This window comes from Roseovarius aquimarinus, assembly GCF_043661195.1.
Lineage (GTDB): Bacteria > Pseudomonadota > Alphaproteobacteria > Rhodobacterales > Rhodobacteraceae > Roseovarius > Roseovarius aquimarinus.
The window spans coordinates 215,610-233,240 of sequence record NZ_JBIHMM010000002.1 but is presented as its reverse complement, the minus strand read 5'-3'; the positions used below and the strand labels follow the sequence as shown (position 1 = coordinate 233,240).

The 17,631-nt window shown below is 65.8% G+C and carries 17 protein-coding genes; 9 read left to right on the top strand and 8 right to left on the bottom strand.

The genetic code is table 11. The annotated features are described in order from the left end of the window. Position 1 precedes the first annotated feature (1 nt). From ACGRVM_RS08525 to ACGRVM_RS08515, 3 genes are all read left to right on the top strand, one after another. Positions 2-1,093 (top strand): microcin C ABC transporter permease YejB, encoded by a 1,092-nt coding sequence (locus ACGRVM_RS08525; protein WP_377170864.1) that lies wholly within the window; start codon positions 2-4, stop codon positions 1,091-1,093. 118 nt (positions 1,094-1,211) lie between these two features. Then, positions 1,212-2,318: an ABC transporter permease gene (locus ACGRVM_RS08520; RefSeq protein WP_377170866.1), complete on the top strand. Its 1,107-nt coding sequence runs from the start codon at positions 1,212-1,214 to the stop codon at positions 2,316-2,318. Further along, complete coding sequence (locus ACGRVM_RS08515; protein WP_377170868.1) at positions 2,315-3,910, top strand: ABC transporter ATP-binding protein; 1,596 nt, start codon at positions 2,315-2,317, stop codon at positions 3,908-3,910. Before ACGRVM_RS08520 ends, ACGRVM_RS08515 begins: the two co-directional genes overlap by 4 nt. Before the next feature lie 16 nt (positions 3,911-3,926). On the opposite strand, the gene ACGRVM_RS08510 is transcribed toward ACGRVM_RS08515, so the two are convergent. Further along, positions 3,927-4,067: a hypothetical protein gene (locus ACGRVM_RS08510; RefSeq protein ID WP_377170870.1), complete on the bottom strand. Its 141-nt coding sequence runs from the start codon at positions 4,065-4,067 to the stop codon at positions 3,927-3,929. Between the two features lie 100 nt (positions 4,068-4,167). On the opposite strand from ACGRVM_RS08510, the gene ACGRVM_RS08505 reads away from it, so the two are divergent. Continuing rightward, a complete protein-coding gene (locus ACGRVM_RS08505) occupies positions 4,168-5,043 on the top strand; it encodes a LysR family transcriptional regulator (protein ID WP_377170872.1) in 876 nt (291 codons plus the stop codon). A 70-nt stretch (positions 5,044-5,113) separates the two neighbouring features. Here the strand turns inward: ACGRVM_RS08505 and ACGRVM_RS08500 are convergent, their stop codons facing one another. Further along, the gene (locus tag ACGRVM_RS08500) at positions 5,114-6,640 is read right to left on the bottom strand and encodes a D-alanyl-D-alanine carboxypeptidase family protein (protein ID WP_377170874.1); all 1,527 of its coding nucleotides are present in this window, start codon (positions 6,638-6,640) and stop codon (positions 5,114-5,116) included. A gap of 215 nt (positions 6,641-6,855) precedes the next feature. Then, entirely contained in the window at positions 6,856-7,449 is a 594-nt protein-coding gene (locus ACGRVM_RS08495) for a DNA-3-methyladenine glycosylase I (RefSeq protein WP_377170876.1), read from the bottom strand. A 90-nt stretch (positions 7,450-7,539) separates the two neighbouring features. Between ACGRVM_RS08495 and ACGRVM_RS08490 the strand changes: the two genes are divergently transcribed. The 4 genes from ACGRVM_RS08490 to phbB all read left to right on the top strand — a co-directional run bounded on the left by ACGRVM_RS08490 (position 7,540) and on the right by phbB (position 11,292). Beyond that, positions 7,540-8,412 (top strand): EAL domain-containing protein, encoded by an 873-nt coding sequence (locus ACGRVM_RS08490; RefSeq protein WP_377170878.1) that lies wholly within the window; start codon positions 7,540-7,542, stop codon positions 8,410-8,412. 97 nt (positions 8,413-8,509) lie between these two features. Then, positions 8,510-9,685 (top strand): acetyl-CoA C-acetyltransferase, encoded by a 1,176-nt coding sequence (locus ACGRVM_RS08485; RefSeq protein WP_377170880.1) that lies wholly within the window; start codon positions 8,510-8,512, stop codon positions 9,683-9,685. Between the two features lie 22 nt (positions 9,686-9,707). Further along, the gene (locus ACGRVM_RS08480) at positions 9,708-10,544 is read left to right on the top strand and encodes a patatin-like phospholipase family protein (RefSeq protein WP_377170882.1); all 837 of its coding nucleotides are present in this window, start codon (positions 9,708-9,710) and stop codon (positions 10,542-10,544) included. A gap of 25 nt (positions 10,545-10,569) precedes the next feature. Next, entirely contained in the window at positions 10,570-11,292 is a 723-nt protein-coding gene (gene phbB, locus ACGRVM_RS08475; RefSeq protein WP_377170883.1) for an acetoacetyl-CoA reductase, read from the top strand. A gap of 89 nt (positions 11,293-11,381) precedes the next feature. Here the strand turns inward: phbB and ACGRVM_RS08470 are convergent, their stop codons facing one another. Then, positions 11,382-11,549 (bottom strand): YdcH family protein, encoded by a 168-nt coding sequence (locus tag ACGRVM_RS08470; RefSeq protein WP_377170885.1) that lies wholly within the window; start codon positions 11,547-11,549, stop codon positions 11,382-11,384. 184 nt (positions 11,550-11,733) lie between these two features. Beyond that, the gene (locus ACGRVM_RS08465; RefSeq protein ID WP_377170887.1) at positions 11,734-11,955 is read right to left on the bottom strand and encodes a putative signal transducing protein; all 222 of its coding nucleotides are present in this window, start codon (positions 11,953-11,955) and stop codon (positions 11,734-11,736) included. A gap of 47 nt (positions 11,956-12,002) precedes the next feature. Here ACGRVM_RS08465 and ACGRVM_RS08460 point away from each other — a divergent pair, with 47 nt between their 5' ends. Continuing rightward, a complete protein-coding gene (locus ACGRVM_RS08460) occupies positions 12,003-13,013 on the top strand; it encodes a polyprenyl synthetase family protein (protein ID WP_377170889.1) in 1,011 nt (336 codons plus the stop codon). Here the strand turns inward: ACGRVM_RS08460 and ACGRVM_RS08455 are convergent. The 3 genes from ACGRVM_RS08455 to ACGRVM_RS08445 all read right to left on the bottom strand — a co-directional run bounded on the left by ACGRVM_RS08455 (position 13,010) and on the right by ACGRVM_RS08445 (position 17,408). Further along, positions 13,010-13,879, bottom strand: coding sequence for a 4-(cytidine 5'-diphospho)-2-C-methyl-D-erythritol kinase (locus tag ACGRVM_RS08455; RefSeq protein ID WP_377170891.1), 870 nt, complete (start codon positions 13,877-13,879; stop codon positions 13,010-13,012). The genes ACGRVM_RS08460 and ACGRVM_RS08455 overlap by 4 nt on opposite strands. Beyond that, positions 13,869-15,602, bottom strand: a complete 1,734-nt coding sequence (locus ACGRVM_RS08450) for a tetratricopeptide repeat protein (RefSeq protein WP_377170893.1) — start codon at positions 15,600-15,602, stop codon at positions 13,869-13,871. The genes ACGRVM_RS08455 and ACGRVM_RS08450 overlap by 11 nt, the downstream gene beginning before the upstream one ends. Positions 15,603-15,749: 147 nt before the next feature. After that, complete coding sequence (locus tag ACGRVM_RS08445; protein ID WP_377170895.1) at positions 15,750-17,408, bottom strand: electron transfer flavoprotein-ubiquinone oxidoreductase; 1,659 nt, start codon at positions 17,406-17,408, stop codon at positions 15,750-15,752. Positions 17,409-17,631 lie beyond the last annotated feature (223 nt).

The following is a 17,631-nucleotide window of genomic DNA, read 5'->3' as shown; positions in this document are numbered from 1 at the left end:
GATGGGAGCCTATATCCTGCGGCGATTGCTGCTGATCATTCCCACGCTGTTCGGGATCATGGTCATCAATTTCGCGCTGGTGCAATTCGTGCCGGGCGGCCCCGTCGAGCAGGCGATCGCCAACATGCAGGGCTCGGGCGACGTCTTCGAGAGCTTCGCAGGCGGCGGCAACGACGCGGGGCAGGACATGGGCGCGCAGGGCGGCGAGAGCGCCTATGTCGGCGCGCGCGGCCTGCCGCCCGAGATGATCGCGGAGCTCGAAAAGCAGTTCGGCCTCGACAAGCCGCCGCTCGAGCGGTTCGGGCTGATGATGTGGAACTACATTCAGTTCGACTTCGGCGAGAGCTATTTCCGCAAGATCGAGGTGACCGATCTGGTGCTGGAAAAGATGCCGGTCTCGATCTCCCTCGGGCTCTGGTCGACGCTGATCGCCTATCTCATCTCGATCCCCCTCGGCGTGTCCAAGGCCGTGCGCGACGGCAGCAGCTTCGACACCTGGACGAGCGGCGTCATCATCGTTGCCTATGCGATCCCGGCGTTCCTCTTCGCCATCATGCTGCTCGTTCTCTTCGCGGGCGGCAGCTATTGGAAGATTTTTCCGCTGCGCGGCCTCACCTCGGACGAGTTCGACACGCTGAGCGTGGGCGGCAAGATACTCGATTACCTGTGGCACATCACGCTGCCCGTCCTGGCCAGCACCATCGCCGCCTTCGCGACGCTGACGCTGCTGACCAAGAACAGCTTTCTCGACGAGGTGAAGAAGCAATACGTCATCACCGCCCGCGCCAAGGGCCTGTCGGAGAAGAAGGTGCTTTACGGCCATGTCTTCCGCAACGCGATGCTGATCGTGATCGCGGGCTTCCCGACCGTCTTCATCGGCATCTTCTTCGGCGGCTCGGTTCTGATCGAGACGATCTTCTCTCTCGACGGGCTGGGGCGCCTCGGCTTCGAGGCCGCCGTGGGGCGCGATTATCCGGTGATGTTCGGCACGCTCTTCCTTTTCGGCCTCATCGGCCTCGTGGTGAACATTCTCAGCGATCTGATGTATGTGCTGGTCGATCCGCGCATCGATTTCGAAAAGCGGGAGGGATGATGATTTCGGCCAGCGGCCCTTCGCGTGCGGGACGGGGGCTTCGCCCCCAGCGTCGAAACTGCGTTTCGACGCTTCCCCCAGGATATTTTCGGCAAGAAGAACGGGGGCGCGCGCTCTGATGGCCCTCTCGCCGCTCAACCAGCGCCGCTGGCGCAATTTCAGGCGCAACCGCCGTGCCTTCTGGTCGCTCATTCTCTTCTCGGTGATCTTCGGGCTGAGCCTCTTCGCGGAGTTCCTCGCCAACGACAAGCCGATCCTCGTGCAGTATCGCGGCGAGTTCTACACGCCGATCTTCAACTTCTATCCCGAGACGGAGTTCGGGGGCGACTTCAAGACCGAGGCCGTGTATCGCGATCCCGAAGTGCGTTGCCTGATCGCCTCGGGCGGGCTCGACATCTGCTTCGACGACCCGGAGGGTGTCATCGAGGATGCCGCCGACGGCGAGGTGAAAGGCGAGGCGATCGAGAAGGGCTGGGCCATCTGGCCGCCCATTCCCTACAGCTACGATACGCCCGTGGACCGGCCCGGCGCGGCGCCGCTGCCGCCGAACGGGCAGAACCTTCTGGGCACCGACAACACCAAGCGCGACGTACTGGCGCGGGTGATCTACGGGTTCCGCCTGTCGGTGATGTTCACGCTGATCGTCACGACGCTCGCCTCGATCATCGGCATCGCGGCGGGGGCGGTGCAGGGCTATTTCGGCGGCTGGCTCGATCTCACCTTCCAGCGCTTCATCGAGATCTGGGCGGCGACGCCGCAGCTTTATGTCATCATCATCCTCTTCTCGATATTGCCGCGCGGTTTCTGGCTACTGGTGGCGATCACGGTGCTTTTCGGGTGGATGGCGCTCGTGGGCGTGGTGCGGGCCGAATTCCTGCGCGCGCGTAACCTCGAATATGTGCGGGCGGCCAAGGCTCTGGGCGTCAGCAACCGGCGCATCATGTTCCGGCACATGCTGCCCAACGCGATGGTCGCGACGCTGACCATGCTGCCCTTCGTCATCACCGGCACGATCAGCCTGCTCGCCGGGCTCGATTTCCTCGGCTTCGGCCTGCCCTCGTCGGCGCCCAGCCTCGGCGAGCTGACGCTTCAGGCCAAGAACAACCTTCAGGCGCCATGGCTCGCCTTCACCGCCTTCTTCGCCTTCGCGATCATGCTGTCGCTGCTGGTGTTCATCTTCGAGGGGGTCCGCGATGCGTTCGATCCCAGAAAGACGTTTCGATGAGCCTTCTGACGGTCGAGAACCTGACCATCGCGTTTCGGCAGGATGGCACGCTGACGCGCTGCGTGCATGGCGTGAGCTTTACCGTGGACCGCGGAGAGACCGTCGCGCTCGTGGGCGAGAGCGGCTCGGGCAAGTCGGTCACGGCGCTCAGCACCGTCTCGCTTCTGGGCGATGCGGCGGAAGTCTCGGGCTCGGTGCGCTATGACGGGCAGGAGTTGATCGGCGCGCCCGCCAAGACCTTGCGCAAGGTGCGGGGCAACGACATCAGCTTCATCTTCCAGGAGCCGATGACATCGCTCAACCCGCTTCACACGCTCGAAAAGCAGCTGGGCGAGTCGCTGGCGCTGCACCAGGGCCTGAGCGGTGCGGAGGCACGCGCGCGCATCGTTCAGCTGCTCGACGAGGTGGGTATCCGCGATCCCGAAAGCCGCCTCGGCGCCTATCCGCACCAGCTCTCGGGCGGGCAGCGGCAGCGCGTGATGATCGCGATGGCGCTCGCCAACGATCCCGACATCCTCATCGCGGACGAGCCGACGACCGCGCTCGATGTGACCATCCAGGCGCAGATCCTCGATCTTCTGGCCGAGCTCAAGAGCCGGGACATGGGCATGCTCTTCATCACCCATGATCTGACCATCGTGCGCCGCATCGCGGACAAGGTCTGCGTTATGAAGGACGGCATGGTGGTGGAGGCGGGGCCGACCGCCGAGGTCTTCGGCGCGCCGAAGCACGACTATACCCGCAAGCTACTGGGCGCGCAGCCCTCGGGGCGGCCCGATCCGGTGCCCGAGGGCGCGCCCGTGGTGGCCGAGGCCGAGAAGTTGCGCGTGTGGTTCCCGATCGAACGGGGTTTGCTCAAGCGGGTCGTCGGGCATGTGAAGGCCGTCAACGAAGCGAGCCTTTCGGTGCGCGCGGGCGAGACGCTCGGCATCGTGGGCGAGAGCGGGTCGGGCAAGACGACGCTCGCGCTCGCGATGATGCGGCTCATCGCCTCCGAGGGGCGCATCGCCTTTTGCGGCGAGGATGTGAACCGCTGGAACACGCGCCAGCTCCGGCGACGCCGCGCCGACATGCAGATCGTCTTTCAGGACCCGTTCGGCAGTCTCAGCCCGCGCATGACCTGCGCCGAGATCATCGCCGAGGGGCTGGGCGTGCATGGCATGCCCGAGGGGCAGGAGGGGCGGGGCGAGCGCGATCTCGTGGCCGAGATGCTCGACGAGGTGGAATTGCCGCGCGACGCGATGGACCGCTACCCGCATGAATTCTCGGGCGGGCAGCGCCAGCGCATCGCCATCGCGCGGGCGATGATCCTGCGGCCGAAGCTCCTCGTTCTCGACGAGCCGACGAGCGCGCTCGACATGACGGTGCAGGTGCAGATCGTGGATCTGCTGCGCCGGCTTCAGCGCAAGTTCGGGCTGGCCTATCTCTTCATCAGCCATGATCTCGCCGTGGTGCGCGCGATGAGCCACAAGATCATGGTGATGAAGGGCGGCGACGTGATCGAGGCGGGCAGCGCCGAGGATCTGTTCGAGCGGCCCCGGACCGAATACGCGCAGACCCTTCTGAGGGCGGCGCTGGACCCGGCGCGCTAGCCGCCGGGCCTGCCGCTCAATCGCGGCGACGTGCGGTGAGATGCGCTTCGATCTCGGCCTCCCGGCGCGAGTCGAAGCGGCTTCGGCGGCCCTGGTGGCCCTTGGCTTCGGGCTGGCGGGCGGCGGTCATGAAAGTTTTCGCGAAGATGTTGAGCATGGGGTGATCCTCTCGGGTGATGGCTTGTGCTATACAGATGCGCTTTAGCGTGGCATGATGCGAGTCCGAAAGAATTCTACTGTGTAAGGATAACTTACGGATGGAGTGGCGCAGTCTTCCTCCGCTCAACGCGTTGCGGGCTTTCGCGGCATTGGCGCAGACCGGATCGGCCAGTGCGGCCGGTGCGGCGCTCAACGTCAGCCATGCGGCGATCAGCCAGCAGATCAAGGCGCTCGAGGCGCATATGGGCCTTGCGCTCGTGCGGCGCGACGGGCGCGGCCTCGCGCTGACCGGCGAAGGGCGGCTTCTGGCCGAGGCGCTTGACGAGGGGTTCGGCCTGATCGCGCAGCGGGTGGCGGCGCTCACCGGGGCGGATGCGGCGCGGCCCTTGCAGATTTCCACGACGCCGCAATTCGCCGCTTCGTGGCTCATGCCGCGCCTGCGCGATTTTCAGTCGCGCCATCCGGGCGTCGATCTGATGGTGCATCCCTCGCCGCAGCGCGCCGACCCGGCGCCCGGCGGCGTCGATCTGGCGATCCGCTTCGGCCTCGGCGCATGGGACGGGCTCGAGGCCGAGCTGCTGGTGCCGACCGATATCGTCGTGACCGCCGCGCCCTCGCTGGTGGGCGCGCGCGACTTCACCTCGCGGGACGAGCTTCTGGAATTTCCCTGGCTGATGGAGCTGGACCAGAGCCCGGCCTCGGACTGGATGTTCCGCGCGGGGCTGGGCGAGATGCGCGGCACGTCCGTCACGCATGTGCCCGGCAACCTGATGCTGGACGGCGCGCGGGCCGGGCACGGGATCGCGGTGATGACGGCGTCCTCGGTGAACGAGGACGTGGAGGCCGGGCGGCTGCGCATCCTCTTCCGCGATTGCGGCGAGACGGGCTATTTCATCGTGACCCGCCCGGGCGTCCTGCGCCCGCAGGCGAAGGCGTTTCTACGCTGGCTGCGCACGCAGCGCGCCGCCGCCTGAGGCGACCATGAAAAAGGCGCGGCAGGCTTCATGCCCGCCGCGCCTTGGATGTCCCTCCGGTGCCCGGCTATCAGCCCGGCTCGATAATGAAGCAGGTGAACTGGCGCGATTGCAGGCGGCGGCAGGCGAGATCCGCCGTCTCGCGCGTGAGACCCATGAAGTTGGCGTCGAACCCGTTCGAGCGGGAGACGACCTTGCGCAGCGATCCGTCGAGCGTGCTCATCTCGCTCAGCGCGGTCTGGAGCAGCACCTTGCGCGCCTGGTACTGGCTGGGATAGCGGCCCACATTGATGCCCCAGTTGCGCCCGCCCGAGGTGGAGATGCGCGTGACCACCTCCTGCACCGGGTCTTCGGTCTGGCTTTGTTGCAGGCTGGCGAGGGTCAGGCCCTCGGGCCGCAACATCGGGCGCGCCGTGTCGGCATCGAGCTCGGGCGCCGCATTGGCCACGGCAATCGCGGCGCTTGCGGCGGTCGTGGCGGGGGCGGGCTGCTCGGGCGCGGTGGCGGTCTCGGCGGGCAGCGACGCGGCGGCGATATCGGCCTCCTGCGCAGCGGCCAGAGCCTTCTCGATATCGTCGGCCGCGGCGATCAGGACAGGCTCGGCGGGCAGGGGCCGCGCCTTGGGCCGCAGGCTCGTCTTGACGGCGGCGGCTGCGCTCAGGCGGACCGTCTTGCCCGCGACACCGTGCTCCTCGCTGTCGCCCGCGATCACGACGCGGGTGCCGCCGGGGCCCTGATAGCGTGGCTTCGACGGGCGGTTGAAGGCGACCTGCGTCGGGGACTTCTGAAAGCCGATGTCGAGAAGCTCTGCCACGCGGGCGTTGCGCGTTGCGGTCGAGCGGCCGCCGAAAACGGTGGCGATGACGCGCTCGCTGCCCTTTTCGGCGCTGGCGACGAGGTTGAAACCGGCGGCGCGGGTGTAACCCGTCTTGATCCCGTCGGCGCCCTTGTAATCGCGCAGAAGCTTGCGGTTCGTATGCGCGACCTGGCGGACGCCCGCATCGGCGGTGATGCGCGAGAAGAGATTGTAATACTCGGGGAAGTCATAAAGCAGGTGACGCCCCATAACCGTCATGTCGCGCGCGGTGGAAAGATGCCCCTCCTCGGTCAGGCCGTGCGCGTTCTTGAAGGTGGTGCGCGTCATCCCGAGCGCCTGCGCGGTGCGGTTCATGCGGCGCGCGAAGGCCGCCTCGCTGCCTTCGATCGCCTCGCCGATGGCGGTGGCGGCATCGTTCGCCGATTTCACTGCGGCGGCGCGGATCAGGTAGCGCAGCTTGATCCGCTGGCCGGATTTCAGCCCCAGCTTGCTCGGCGGCTCGCCCGCGGCGTGGCGCGTGATCGTCACCTCGTCGTCGAGCGCGATCTCGCCATGCTCGACCGCCTCGAAGGCGATATAGAGCGTCATCATCTTGGTCAGGGAGGCCGGATGCAGGCGCGCATCGGCGTTTTCGGCATGCAGCACCTTGCCCGAGCGCGCGTCCATCACCATCGCCGCGTAAGGTGCCGCCGCTGCACTCAGCGGCAGGATGACCAACATCCAGAGCGTTGCGAACGCCCACAGACCCAGCCGGATCGGCTGCCTGTTCCGAGTTTTCATGGAACCACTCTTTTTTCACTGCCTCGTGCCGCCGATTTGCTCGACTGGCATTCATTATGGAAAGGAAGGTATCACATCATCTCTTGCGAATAAAGTGTTCTATTCAATGGAATTTATGGTGCAGGCAAAGGGCCGCACCCCACATCTGGGGGCGCGCGCAGCGCCGCCCACAAGACCAAGCATTGTGGCGAGAATATGGCGCGCCTTCGCGGCGATCAGGTGGCGCGATCCGGACGGCTTCGCGCCATCGCCGCGACGGGGGCATGGCGGTGGCAGGCGGTCAGGTGATCGTTGACGAGGCCGCAAGCCTGCATGAAGGCATAGACGATCGTCGGCCCACAGAATTTGAAGCCATGACGCTTCAGATCTTTCGAGATGCGGTTCGACAGCGGCGTGTGGGCGGGCACGTCCGCCATGCTGGCGAACCGGTTCTGGATCGGGCTGCCGCCGACATAATCCCACAAAAAGACGTCGAAGCCGCCCGCATCCTCGATCCGCCTCCAGGCCTGCGCATTGGTGATCGTGGCTTCGATCTTGCCGCGGTGCCGGATGATGCCCGGATCGGCCAGAAGCCGCTCGACCTCGGGCGCGCCCCAGGCGGCGATAACGTCCGGATCGAACCCGGCGAAGGCGGCGCGGAAATTCTCGCGCTTTTTCAGTATCGTGATCCAGGACAGCCCGGCCTGAAACCCGTCGAGGATCAGCTTTTCCCAGAGCGCGCGGCTGTCCCATTCGGGCACGCCCCATTCGGTATCGTGATAGTCGATGTAGATCTCCTCGGGCCCGGCCCAGCCGCATCGGATGCACATATGGAAAATCCTCGGTATTTGCACGGGCTCGTCTTAAGTCTCCCTTAGGGCATGCGACGCAATTTGGGCAAACTCAAATCGGAGCGTGCCATGCAGGATCATCACAAGGCGAAAGGCGGGGGCCTCGGGAAGGGGGCGCTCAAATGGGCCGATGTGCCCTACGGCCATCACGACCCGCTCTCCTATGCCATCGCCGCGCGCGACCGCTCGACCGTCGAGATGGTCAATGACGCGGTGCGCCACAAGCAGGTGATGCTGGCCTTCCAGCCCGTCGTGCCCGCCGGCCAGTCCGACCGTGTCGCCTTCTACGAAGGGCTGATCCGCGTGCTCGACGCCACGGGCCGCATCATTCCCGCGCGCGAGTTCATCGGCGCGATCGAGACGACGGAGACCGGGCGCATCATCGATTGCCTCGCGCTCGAGAAGGGGCTGAGGACGCTGTCGATGCATGGCGGCCTGCGCCTGTCGATCAACATGTCGGCCCGCTCCATCGGCTATGCGCGCTGGATGCGCACGCTCACCAAGGGGCTTGACGCCGATCCCACGGTGGCCGAGCGGCTGATCCTCGAGATCACGGAAAGCTCGGCCATGCTGGTGCCGGAGCTGGTGACCGGCTTCATGGACGAGATCTCGCAGCGCGGGGTCAGCTTCGCGCTGGACGATTTCGGGGCGGGCTTCACCTCGATGCGCTATCTGCGGGATTTCTATTTCGACATCCTCAAGATCGACGGGCAGTTCATCCGCGGCATCGCGCAGGATACCGACAATCAGGTGCTGACGACGGCGCTGGCCACGATCGGGCGGCAGTTCGACATGGTCACCATCGCCGAAAGCGTCGAGCGCGCGGACGACGCGGCCTTCCTCACGGCCATCGGGATCGACTGCCTTCAGGGCTATTTCTTCGGCGCGCCTTCGGTCAAGCCTGTCTGGCTCACACCCGATGCGCGGCGGGGGGCCGCCTGATCGCGCAGGTTGCCGCACTGCGGCGTATGGGATATGCCTTCGACGAGGGGCGCCGCGCGAGGGCCGCGCCCGCGAAGATCCTGGTGGAGGAAGTCCTATGACCAAAGTCGTTATCGCATCAGCCGCGCGCACCGCTGTCGGCTCTTTCGGCGGCGCGTTCGCCGCGACGCCCGCGCATGATCTGGGCGCCGCCGTTCTCGAAGCCGTCGTCGCGCGCGCCGGCATCGACAAGTCCGAGGTTTCGGAAACGATCCTCGGCCAGGTGCTGACCGCCGCGCAGGGCCAGAACCCCGCGCGCCAGGCGCATATCAACGCGGGCCTGCCCAAGGAAGCGGCGGCCTGGGGCATCAACCAGGTCTGCGGCTCGGGTCTCCGGGCGGTGGCGCTCGGCGCGCAGCACATCATGCTGGGCGATGCGTCCATCGTCTGTGCGGGCGGGCAGGAGAACATGACGCTCAGCCCCCATGCCGCCGCGCTGCGGGCCGGCCACAAGATGGGCGACATGGCGATGATCGACACGATGATCCGCGATGGCCTCTGGGACGCGTTCAACGGCTATCACATGGGCCAGACCGCCGAGAACGTGGCCGAGCAATGGCAGATCAGCCGCGAGATGCAGGACGAATTCGCCCTCGCCAGCCAGAACAAGGCCGAGGCGGCGCAGAACGCGGGCAAGTTCGACGATGAGGTCATCCCCTTCACTGTCAAGACCCGCAAGGGCGAGACGGTGGTCGACAAGGATGAATACATCCGCCACGGCGCGGTGATCGAGGCGATGCAGAAGATGCGGCCCGCCTTCACCAAGGACGGCAGCGTGACCGCCGCCAACGCCTCGGGCATCAACGACGGCGCCGCCGCGACATTGCTGATGAGTGCGGACGAGGCCGAGAAGCGCGGGATCGAGCCGCTGGCGCGCATCGCGAGCTATGCCACGGCGGGTCTCGATCCGTCGATCATGGGCGTCGGCCCGATCCATGCGAGCCGCAAGGCGCTGGAAAAAGCGGGCTGGAGCGTCGAGGATCTGGACCTCGTCGAGGCGAACGAGGCCTTCGCCGCGCAGGCCTGCGCGGTGAACAAGGACATGGGCTGGGATCCGTCGATCGTGAACGTCAACGGCGGCGCCATCGCCATCGGCCATCCCATCGGCGCCTCGGGCTGCCGCGTGCTCAACACGCTGCTCTTCGAGATGAGGCGCCGCGGTGCCAAGAAGGGCCTCGCGACGCTCTGCATCGGCGGCGGCATGGGTGTCGCCATGTGCGTGGAGCGGGGCTGAGACAATGGCAGGGCGCGAGGCCATGGGCCCGCGCCCGCCCTATGACCAGATCGTCTTTTCCGGCGGCGGCACGCGCTGTTTCTGGCAAGGCGGATTTCTCGATGTGGTGCGCGATCCGCTCGGTCTCGATCCTGCACGCATCTCGGCGGTCAGCGGCGGCGCGCTGACCGGCGCGGGGTTCATCACCCGCCAGGGCGCGCGCATCCTTTCGCTGATGAAAGAGGCCTTCGCCGAGCAGCAGAGCAATGCCCCGATGCACGAGATCGCCGAGGGCGCGGGGATCAGCCCGCATCAGCGGATCTATCGCGAGGTCGTCGAAGCGGCGATGACGCGAAAGGCCATCGAGACGATCGCAAACGGCCCCGTCTTCCAGATCTATCTCGGCCATCCGCCCACCGGCACACTCGCGCCCATGACCGGCGTCGCCGCGACGCTGGCCTACGAGGCCGAGCTGCATCTCATCTCCTCGCCGCATTTCAACTGGGCCGAGCGGATCGGCGTCACCGCGACGATGGTCGATGCGCGCCAGGCCGCGCGCGACGGGCGCCTGACCGATCTGATCTGCGCCGCCGCCGTCATCCCGCCGCTCTTCGATCTGGCGCGCTGGGACGGCAAGGACGTGATCGACGGCGGCATGTCCGATCAGGCACCGATGCCCGAGCCGGATGAGGGCCGCAGCCTGATCCTGCTCACCCGCGCCTATCGGCGCATCCCCGAGATCGAGGGGCGCCACTACGTCGCGCCGGGCGACGAGGTGGAGGCCGACAAGGTCGATTTCACCGATCCGGCAAAAATTGACCGCACGTGGAATCAGGGTAAGAATGAGGGCGAGCGCTTCCTGCGGGGCGCCGAAAAATAAAATCATCTCGGGAGGATGGACGATCATGGCAAGAACGGCATTGGTGACGGGCGGCACGCGCGGGATCGGCGCGGCGATCTCGAAACAGCTCAAGGCGGACGGGTGCAACGTGGCGGCGACCTATGCCGGCAATGACGACGCGGCGAAGGCCTTCACCGAAGAGACGGGCATCGCCACCTACAAGTGGAACGTGGCCGATTACGAGGAGAGCGCCGCCGGAATCGCCAAGGTCGAGGCCGATCTTGGCCCGATCGACATCGTCGTCGCCAATGCCGGAATCACCAAGGACGCGCCCTTTCACAAGATGACGCCCGAGCAGTGGCATCAGGTGATCGACACCAACCTCACCGGCGTCTTCAACACCGTCCATCCCGTCTGGCCCGGCATGCGCGAGCGCAAGTTCGGCCGCGTCATCGTCATCAGTTCGATCAACGGCCAGAAGGGCCAGTTCGCTCAGGTGAATTATGCCGCGACCAAGGCGGGCGATCTGGGCATCGTGAAATCGCTGGCCCAGGAAGGCGCGCGCGCCGGCATCACCGCCAACGCGGTCTGCCCCGGCTATATCGCGACCGAAATGGTCATGGCCGTGCCCGAAAAGGTGCGCGAGGCCATCATCGGACAGATCCCGACCGGCCGCCTGGGCGAGCCCGAGGAAATCGCGCGCTGCGTGTCCTTTTTGGCCGCCGACGGCTCGGGCTTCATCAACGGCTCGACCATTTCGGCCAATGGCGGTCAGTTCTTCGTCTGAGAGAGCTTGATCGAGGCAACGAAAAAGGGCCGGTGCATCCCGCACCGGCCCTTCGCCCGTCCGGGGCGCGTTCTGGAGGGAACGTCAGGTCAGAGGCCCGAAAGGCGGGCGATTTCTTCCTTGAGGCGCAATTTCTGCTTTTTCATTTCCGACACGTCGAGGTTGCTGACACCCGGCGCGCGCTGCGCCTGATCGACCTTCGCCGAGAGGTCCTGATGCTTTTTCTTCAGTTCTTCGATGTGCGATCCCAGGCTCATGAAAAGCTCCTCTGTGAGTGTGTACGAAATGTAACATGGGTAGTGCACCACAGAATTTTAAGTCTGTCACGCCGCAGCCGCAGCATGTGCGCAAGATTTCGCGGACGATTTCACGCAACTTGTGCAAAAACAGGCTGAAAAAATGGAAGATGCAGGGGCGCGACATTTCCGCCCAGCCGGCGGCTCAGGCGCCTTCGTGCACGTCGATCCCATTGTCCCGCAGCGTCTCGGCCGCGTCGTCCCAATCGTCGGGATGCACCATGAGACGGCGGGGAAAAATCCCGATACCGCCTTCGAGGACGCTCATGTTTACGTCCATTTCAAAGCAGTCTATACCCTCGCCCTGAAGCAGCGCCTGGGCAAAGGCGATGGTGGACATGTCGGTGGTGCGCATCAATTGTTTCATGGATACGATCTAGGCATGCGGGCCGCATCTTGTCGAGCCGCGCAGTGATGAGTGGACCGGATTTGGACGCTAAGACGCAAAAACCGCATGACCGGCTGGCGGCCCGGTTCGAGGCCAAGCTGGAGGCGGTGGGCGCGCTCATCCGCGCGCGCATGGAATCGCGCCACGCACCGCGCATTCCCGAAGTCACCGCGCATCTCGTGGGCGCGGGCGGCAAACGGTTGCGGCCCATGCTGACGCTCGCCGCGGCGGATCTCTGCGGCTATCGCGGCACCGACGACGAGAAGCTGGCCGCGACGGTCGAATTCATTCATACGGCAACGCTTCTGCATGACGACGTGGTGGACGAAAGCCGGCAGCGGCGGGGCAGGGCCACGGCCAATCTGCTCTGGGACAACAAGTCGAGCATTCTTGTCGGGGATTATCTCTTTTCGCGCTCGTTCCAGCTCATGGTCGAGACGGGGAGCCTTCGGGTGCTCGACATTCTCGCCAATGCCTCGGCCACGATCGCCGAGGGCGAGGTCCTGCAACTGACCGCCGCGCGCGATCTTGCGACGACCGAAGAGGTCTATTTGCAAGTCGTGCGCGGCAAGACCGCCGCGCTCTTTTCGGCGGCGACCGAGGTGGGCGGCGTGATCGCGGGGGCGCCGGACGCGCAGACGCGCGCGCTTTTCGACTATGGCGACGCGCTCGGCATCGCGTTTCAGATCGCGGACGATCTTCTGGATTTCCAAGGGGATGCGAGCGCGACCGGCAAGAACGTCGGCGACGATTTCCGCGAGCGCAAGCTGACGCTGCCGATCATCAAGGCGGTGGCCAAGGCCGATGCCGAGGAGCGCGCTTTCTGGAGCCGCACGATCGAGAAGGGTGTGCAGGAGCATGGCGATCTCGAACACGCGATCGCGCTGATGACATCGCATGGCGCGCTCGATGCCGCGCGGGACGATGCGCTGGCATGGGCCGGTCGCGCCGTCGATGCGCTCGGCGCGCTGCCCGATCATCCGGTGCGGGTCATGCTGGCCGATCTGGCCGATTACGTGGTCTCGCGGATCAGCTAGGCGGGCGTGTTGAGGCGCGCGGCGCTGACCCACCATCCCGGGTGGGTCTGGTGCAGCCGGCCCGCCGCCGAGGCGGCCGTTTCGGCATCGGCGTAAAGACCGAAGCAGGTGGCGCCCGATCCCGACATGCGCGTGAGCAGACAGCCCGGCGTCACTTCGAGCGCGGCGAAGATCTGCGCGATCACCGGCTCGGCTTCGATGGCGGCCTCTTGCAGATCGTTGCGCTGGCCCGTGAGCCAGCCGATCAGCTCCGCCGCGTCGCAATCTTGCGGCAGCTCGTCGGGCATGGCCGCATTCTCGCGGTTCTTCAGGTTGCGATAGACGCGCGCCGTCTCGCACGGCACGTTCGGATTGACCAGCACGGCGTGCAACTCGGGCAGGCCGGGGGCGCCGACCACCTTGTCGCCGATCCCGCTCATGCGGGCCGCGCCATGCGTGGCGGCGCAGCAGACGCGCGTATCGGCGCCGAGGCTCAGCACATCTTCGGGAATGTCGCGGCCGGAAAGCTGCGAAAGTGCGCGCAGCGTGGCGGCGGCGTCGCTCGAGCCCCCGCCGATCCCGGCGGCGATGGGAAGATGCTTGTCGAGCGTGATATGCGCGGTGACACCCATCAGGTCCGCCGCGCGCAGCACGAGATTATCGGTGCCATGCGGAGTCTTCTCGGCCATCGGGCCGATGATCTCGAGGCTGGTGTCGTCGGCGGCGCGCACGGTGATCCTGTCGCCCAGATCCGCGAACATGACGAGCGAGTCGAGCAGGTGATAGCCGTCCTCGCGCTGGCCGGTCACATGCAGCGTCAGGTTGATCTTCGCGGGAGCCAGAACCTCGATCACCTCGCCTCCGGCCTGTGTCTGCTCATCCTTCATTGTCGCTCACCTTCAATGGCGCAGCGCCCTCTTCCTCGAGCACCTTGTCGAGGCCGACGTCCAGCTTGCGGCGCACGCGCTCGGGGTCGATATCGGGCGAGGGCTTGTCCATGTCGATCAGCGACAAGGCGCGGCGCCACTGGAAACGCGCTTCGGTCGTGCGCCCCACCGCCCACATCGCGTCGCCAAGATGGTCGTTGATGACGGGATCGACGGCATAGAGCTCGGCCGCCCGCTCGAGCGTCACGACCGCCTCCTGGTAGCGCCCGAGGCGGAATTGCGCCCAGCCGAGGCTGTCCACGATGGCGCCGCTATTGGGTTCGGCCTCGACCGCGCGCTCGATCATCTCGAGCGCCTCGTCCAGTTTCTCGCGCTGCTCGACCAGGGAATAGCCGAGATAATTCAACACCATGGGCTCGTCGGGATTGAGCTCGAGCGCGCGGCGGAAATCGGCCTCGGCGGGCGGCCAGATGCCTTGGCGCTCATAGCTGATGGCGCGGGCGTAATAGACGAACCACGGCTCGTCGCCCTCGCGCGTCTCGTAGATTTCGAGCGCGGCATCGTAGGCGACGACTGCCTTCTCGTATTGCTCGTTCTGGCGATAGAGATCGCCCGCCGAAGCATGCACGAGCGCCACCTGCGGATGCGTCTCGCGCAGCTTCGCGACCACCTCGATCGCGGCCTCGAGATCGCCCGCGCTGCGCAGCGCTTCGGCGCGGCCCAGCTCGGCGGTGTAATAGCCGGGCGCATCCTCGGGCACGCGGGCGAAGGCTTCCGTCGCCAGCTCGTAACGGCCCAGTTGCTCGAGCAGCTCGCCCGTCATGATCTGCGCGTCGATATCGCCTTCGTCGAGATATTCGGCCATGCGGCTGTAGAGAAGGACGTAATCCGCGCTCGTTTCCTGCAAAAGCGCCATACCGAGCGACAGGAACACCTCCGCGATACCCTCGGCGGGGGATTCGATCCGCCCCAGATCGAGCGTCTCGCCCGCATCCAGCCGGGCGCGCAGATCGACGATCTGCGGATCGGGGTCTGTGCCGAAAGTCTCGTCCAGCACCTCGATCGCCTCCTCGAAGCGCTCGAGCTGGCTCAGCACCTCGACCCATGCGAGGATGCTGCGCCTTGTGGTCTGCATCGGCCCGTCGCTCTCGCCGGAATAGATCGCATCCGCGCTCTCGAAATCCCCGACCGAGGCGAAGGCCAGCGCCTTGTGATAGATCGCGAGGCCGCGCAGCCCCGGCTCGGCGGCAATCTCGTCGAATTTCTCGAGCGCGGCGCCCATGTCGCCTTGGCCGAGCGTCGCCCAGGCGCCGATCAGACCATCGGCGAGCGGGCCGACCGCGTCCTCCGCCTCGATCCGGGCGAGAACCGCGTCATAGGCGCCGCGCTTCACCTCGTCGCCCAGCAGCACCATCTGCGCGACCTGGCTGCGCACCTCCTCTTCGGCCATGCGCTGCGCGACGGGCAGCGCGCGGTCGATCTCGCCCGTGGCGAGCAGCGCGCCGACGGCGCTTTCCATCAGAAGCGGATTGTCGGGATCGGATTGGAGCGCCTCGAGCGCATATTTCGCGGCGGCGGCGAAATCGCTGTCATAGCGGGCCTGACGCGTGGCGAGATAGGCGCCCGCGGCCTCGTTCGCGGCCGATTGCGCCGAAACCGGAGCGGGCGCGACGATATAGGCGGGTGCCGCGAGGGCCAGAATTGTCAGAAACCGGATTGTCACGCGCGCCGCCCCTCGATTGATGTATCTCGCCTCTTCGGCGCAACGTAATGCGGCACCGCCCCAAGGGCAATGCGAGCCCGCGCATCGGCGCGGGCTCGCTCATGACTTCTGCGTGTGCGGGGCCGGGCGGATTTCCGCCCGGATGGCTTACATATTGGGATAATTCGGCCCGTCGCCGCCTTGGGGCGTGGTCCAGACGATATTCTGCGACGGATCCTTGATGTCGCAGGTCTTGCAATGCACGCAGTTCTGGAAGTTGATCTGGAAGCGCGGCGGCTTGCCCTCTTCCTCGACGAACTCGTAGACGCCCGCGGGACAGTAACGCGCCGAGGGGCCCGCGTATTTCGGCAGGTTCACATCGACGGGAATGCTCGCGTCCTTGAGGCGCAGATGCGCGGGCTGGTTCTCCTCGTGATTGGTCATCGAGAAGCTGACATTGGTCAGCCGGTCGAAGCTGAGCGTGCCGTCGGGCTTGGGATAGTCGATCTTCTTGTGCTTGTCCGCAGGCTCGGTCGCTTCGGCGTCGCTCTTCCCGTGTTTCATCGTGCCGAGGATCGAAAAGCCGAGCGGGCCGAGGCTGTTTGTCCACATGTCGAGCCCCCCGAGCGCCAGCGACGCGGTGAGCCCGTGCTTCGACCAGAGCGGCTTGACGTTGCGCACCTTCTTGAGATCCGCACCGATATCGCCGCTCCGCACTTCCTTTTCATAGTCCGAAAGCTCGTCGCCGCTGCGCCCGTCCTTGATCGCGGCATGCGCGGCCTCGGCGGCGGCGATGCCCGACAGCATCGCGTTGTGGTTGCCTTTGATGCGCGGCACGTTGACCATGCCGACCGAGCAGCCAAGGAGCGCGACACCCGGTGCGACCATCTTGGGCATCGACTGATAGCCGCCTTCGCTGATGGCGCGCGCGCCATAGGCGACGCGCTTGCCGCCTTTCAGAAGCTCGGCCACCATCGGATGGTGCTTGAACCGCTGGAATTCCATGTAGGGATAGAGATGCGGGTTCTTGTAGTTCAGGTGGACAACGAAGCCGACATAGACCTGATTGTTCTCGAGATGATAGATGAACGATCCGCCGCCCGCGTTCTTGCCGAGCGGCCAGCCCATCGTGTGCGTCACGCTGCCCTGGCGGTGCTTCTCGGGGTCGATCTCCCAGATTTCCTTCATGCCGAGGCCGTATTTCTGCGGCTCGTGCCCGGCGGAAAGATCGAACTTGGCGATGACCTGCTTGGACAGCGAGCCGCGCACGCCCTCGCCGAGGAAGACGTATTTGCCGTGCAGCTCCATCCCCGGCTCGTAATTCGGCCCTTCGGTGCCGTCGGGATTGCGCCCGAATTCGCCCGCGACGACGCCCTTGATGCTGCCGTCCGCGCCATAGACCAGCTCCGAGCAGGACATGCCGGGGAAGACCTCGACGCCCAGCTCCTCCGCCTGCTCGGCCATCCAGCGGCAAACATTGCCCATCGAGACGATGTAGTTGCCGTGATTGTTCATCAGCGGCGGCATCGGGAAATTGGGGATGCGGATCTGACCGGCTTCGCCCAGCAGATAGAAATTGTCGTCCTCGACCGGCACGTTGAGCGGCGCGCCCTTGTCCTTCCAGTCGGGGATGAGCCGATCGAGACCCACGGGATCGAGAACGGCGCCCGACAGGATATGCGCGCCCACCTCGCTGCCCTTTTCCAGCACAACGACCGACAGATCGGCGTCGAGCTGCTTGAGCCGGATCGCGGCCGAAAGGCCCGCCGGTCCCGCACCGACGATCACAACGTCATATCCCATCGTCTCACGTGCCTGATCGGCCATCCGAACATCCTTTCGCTTGGCGCCCCGGCAGGGCAATTTCCGGTCGCACGTGCCTAGCGCGCCCTGCCGTCGCTCGTCAATTCAAACACGACGCTTCGCCTTGTGGAAAACGGCATTTCGCCGCGGCTGCGGCATGATTGCGCATGCGGGCCCGATGGCCTATTGCAATGCCGCGCGCCCTTGGGTCATCCTCGGGCGATACCGCAGGCATGAAGCGGCAGGC

Bases quoted from the DNA above. Each gene is read 5' to 3' on its own strand.
- ACGRVM_RS08525 (WP_377170864.1), top strand. From the start codon at position 2: ATGGGAGCCTATATCCTGCGGCGATTGCTGCTGATCATTCCCACGCTG.
- ACGRVM_RS08520 (WP_377170866.1), top strand. From the start codon at position 1,212: ATGGCCCTCTCGCCGCTCAACCAGCGCCGCTGGCGCAATTTCAGGCGC.
- ACGRVM_RS08515 (WP_377170868.1), top strand. From the start codon at position 2,315: ATGAGCCTTCTGACGGTCGAGAACCTGACCATCGCGTTTCGGCAGGAT.
- ACGRVM_RS08510 (WP_377170870.1), bottom strand. From the start codon at position 4,067: ATGCTCAACATCTTCGCGAAAACTTTCATGACCGCCGCCCGCCAGCCC.
- ACGRVM_RS08505 (WP_377170872.1), top strand. From the start codon at position 4,168: ATGGAGTGGCGCAGTCTTCCTCCGCTCAACGCGTTGCGGGCTTTCGCG.
- ACGRVM_RS08500 (WP_377170874.1), bottom strand. From the start codon at position 6,640: ATGAAAACTCGGAACAGGCAGCCGATCCGGCTGGGTCTGTGGGCGTTC.
- ACGRVM_RS08495 (WP_377170876.1), bottom strand. From the start codon at position 7,449: ATGTGCATCCGATGCGGCTGGGCCGGGCCCGAGGAGATCTACATCGAC.
- ACGRVM_RS08490 (WP_377170878.1), top strand. From the start codon at position 7,540: ATGCAGGATCATCACAAGGCGAAAGGCGGGGGCCTCGGGAAGGGGGCG.
- ACGRVM_RS08485 (WP_377170880.1), top strand. From the start codon at position 8,510: ATGACCAAAGTCGTTATCGCATCAGCCGCGCGCACCGCTGTCGGCTCT.
- ACGRVM_RS08480 (WP_377170882.1), top strand. From the start codon at position 9,708: ATGGGCCCGCGCCCGCCCTATGACCAGATCGTCTTTTCCGGCGGCGGC.
- phbB (WP_377170883.1), top strand. From the start codon at position 10,570: ATGGCAAGAACGGCATTGGTGACGGGCGGCACGCGCGGGATCGGCGCG.
- ACGRVM_RS08470 (WP_377170885.1), bottom strand. From the start codon at position 11,549: ATGAGCCTGGGATCGCACATCGAAGAACTGAAGAAAAAGCATCAGGAC.
- ACGRVM_RS08465 (WP_377170887.1), bottom strand. From the start codon at position 11,955: ATGAAACAATTGATGCGCACCACCGACATGTCCACCATCGCCTTTGCC.
- ACGRVM_RS08460 (WP_377170889.1), top strand. From the start codon at position 12,003: ATGAGTGGACCGGATTTGGACGCTAAGACGCAAAAACCGCATGACCGG.
- ACGRVM_RS08455 (WP_377170891.1), bottom strand. From the start codon at position 13,879: ATGAAGGATGAGCAGACACAGGCCGGAGGCGAGGTGATCGAGGTTCTG.
- ACGRVM_RS08445 (WP_377170895.1), bottom strand. From the start codon at position 17,408: ATGGCCGATCAGGCACGTGAGACGATGGGATATGACGTTGTGATCGTC.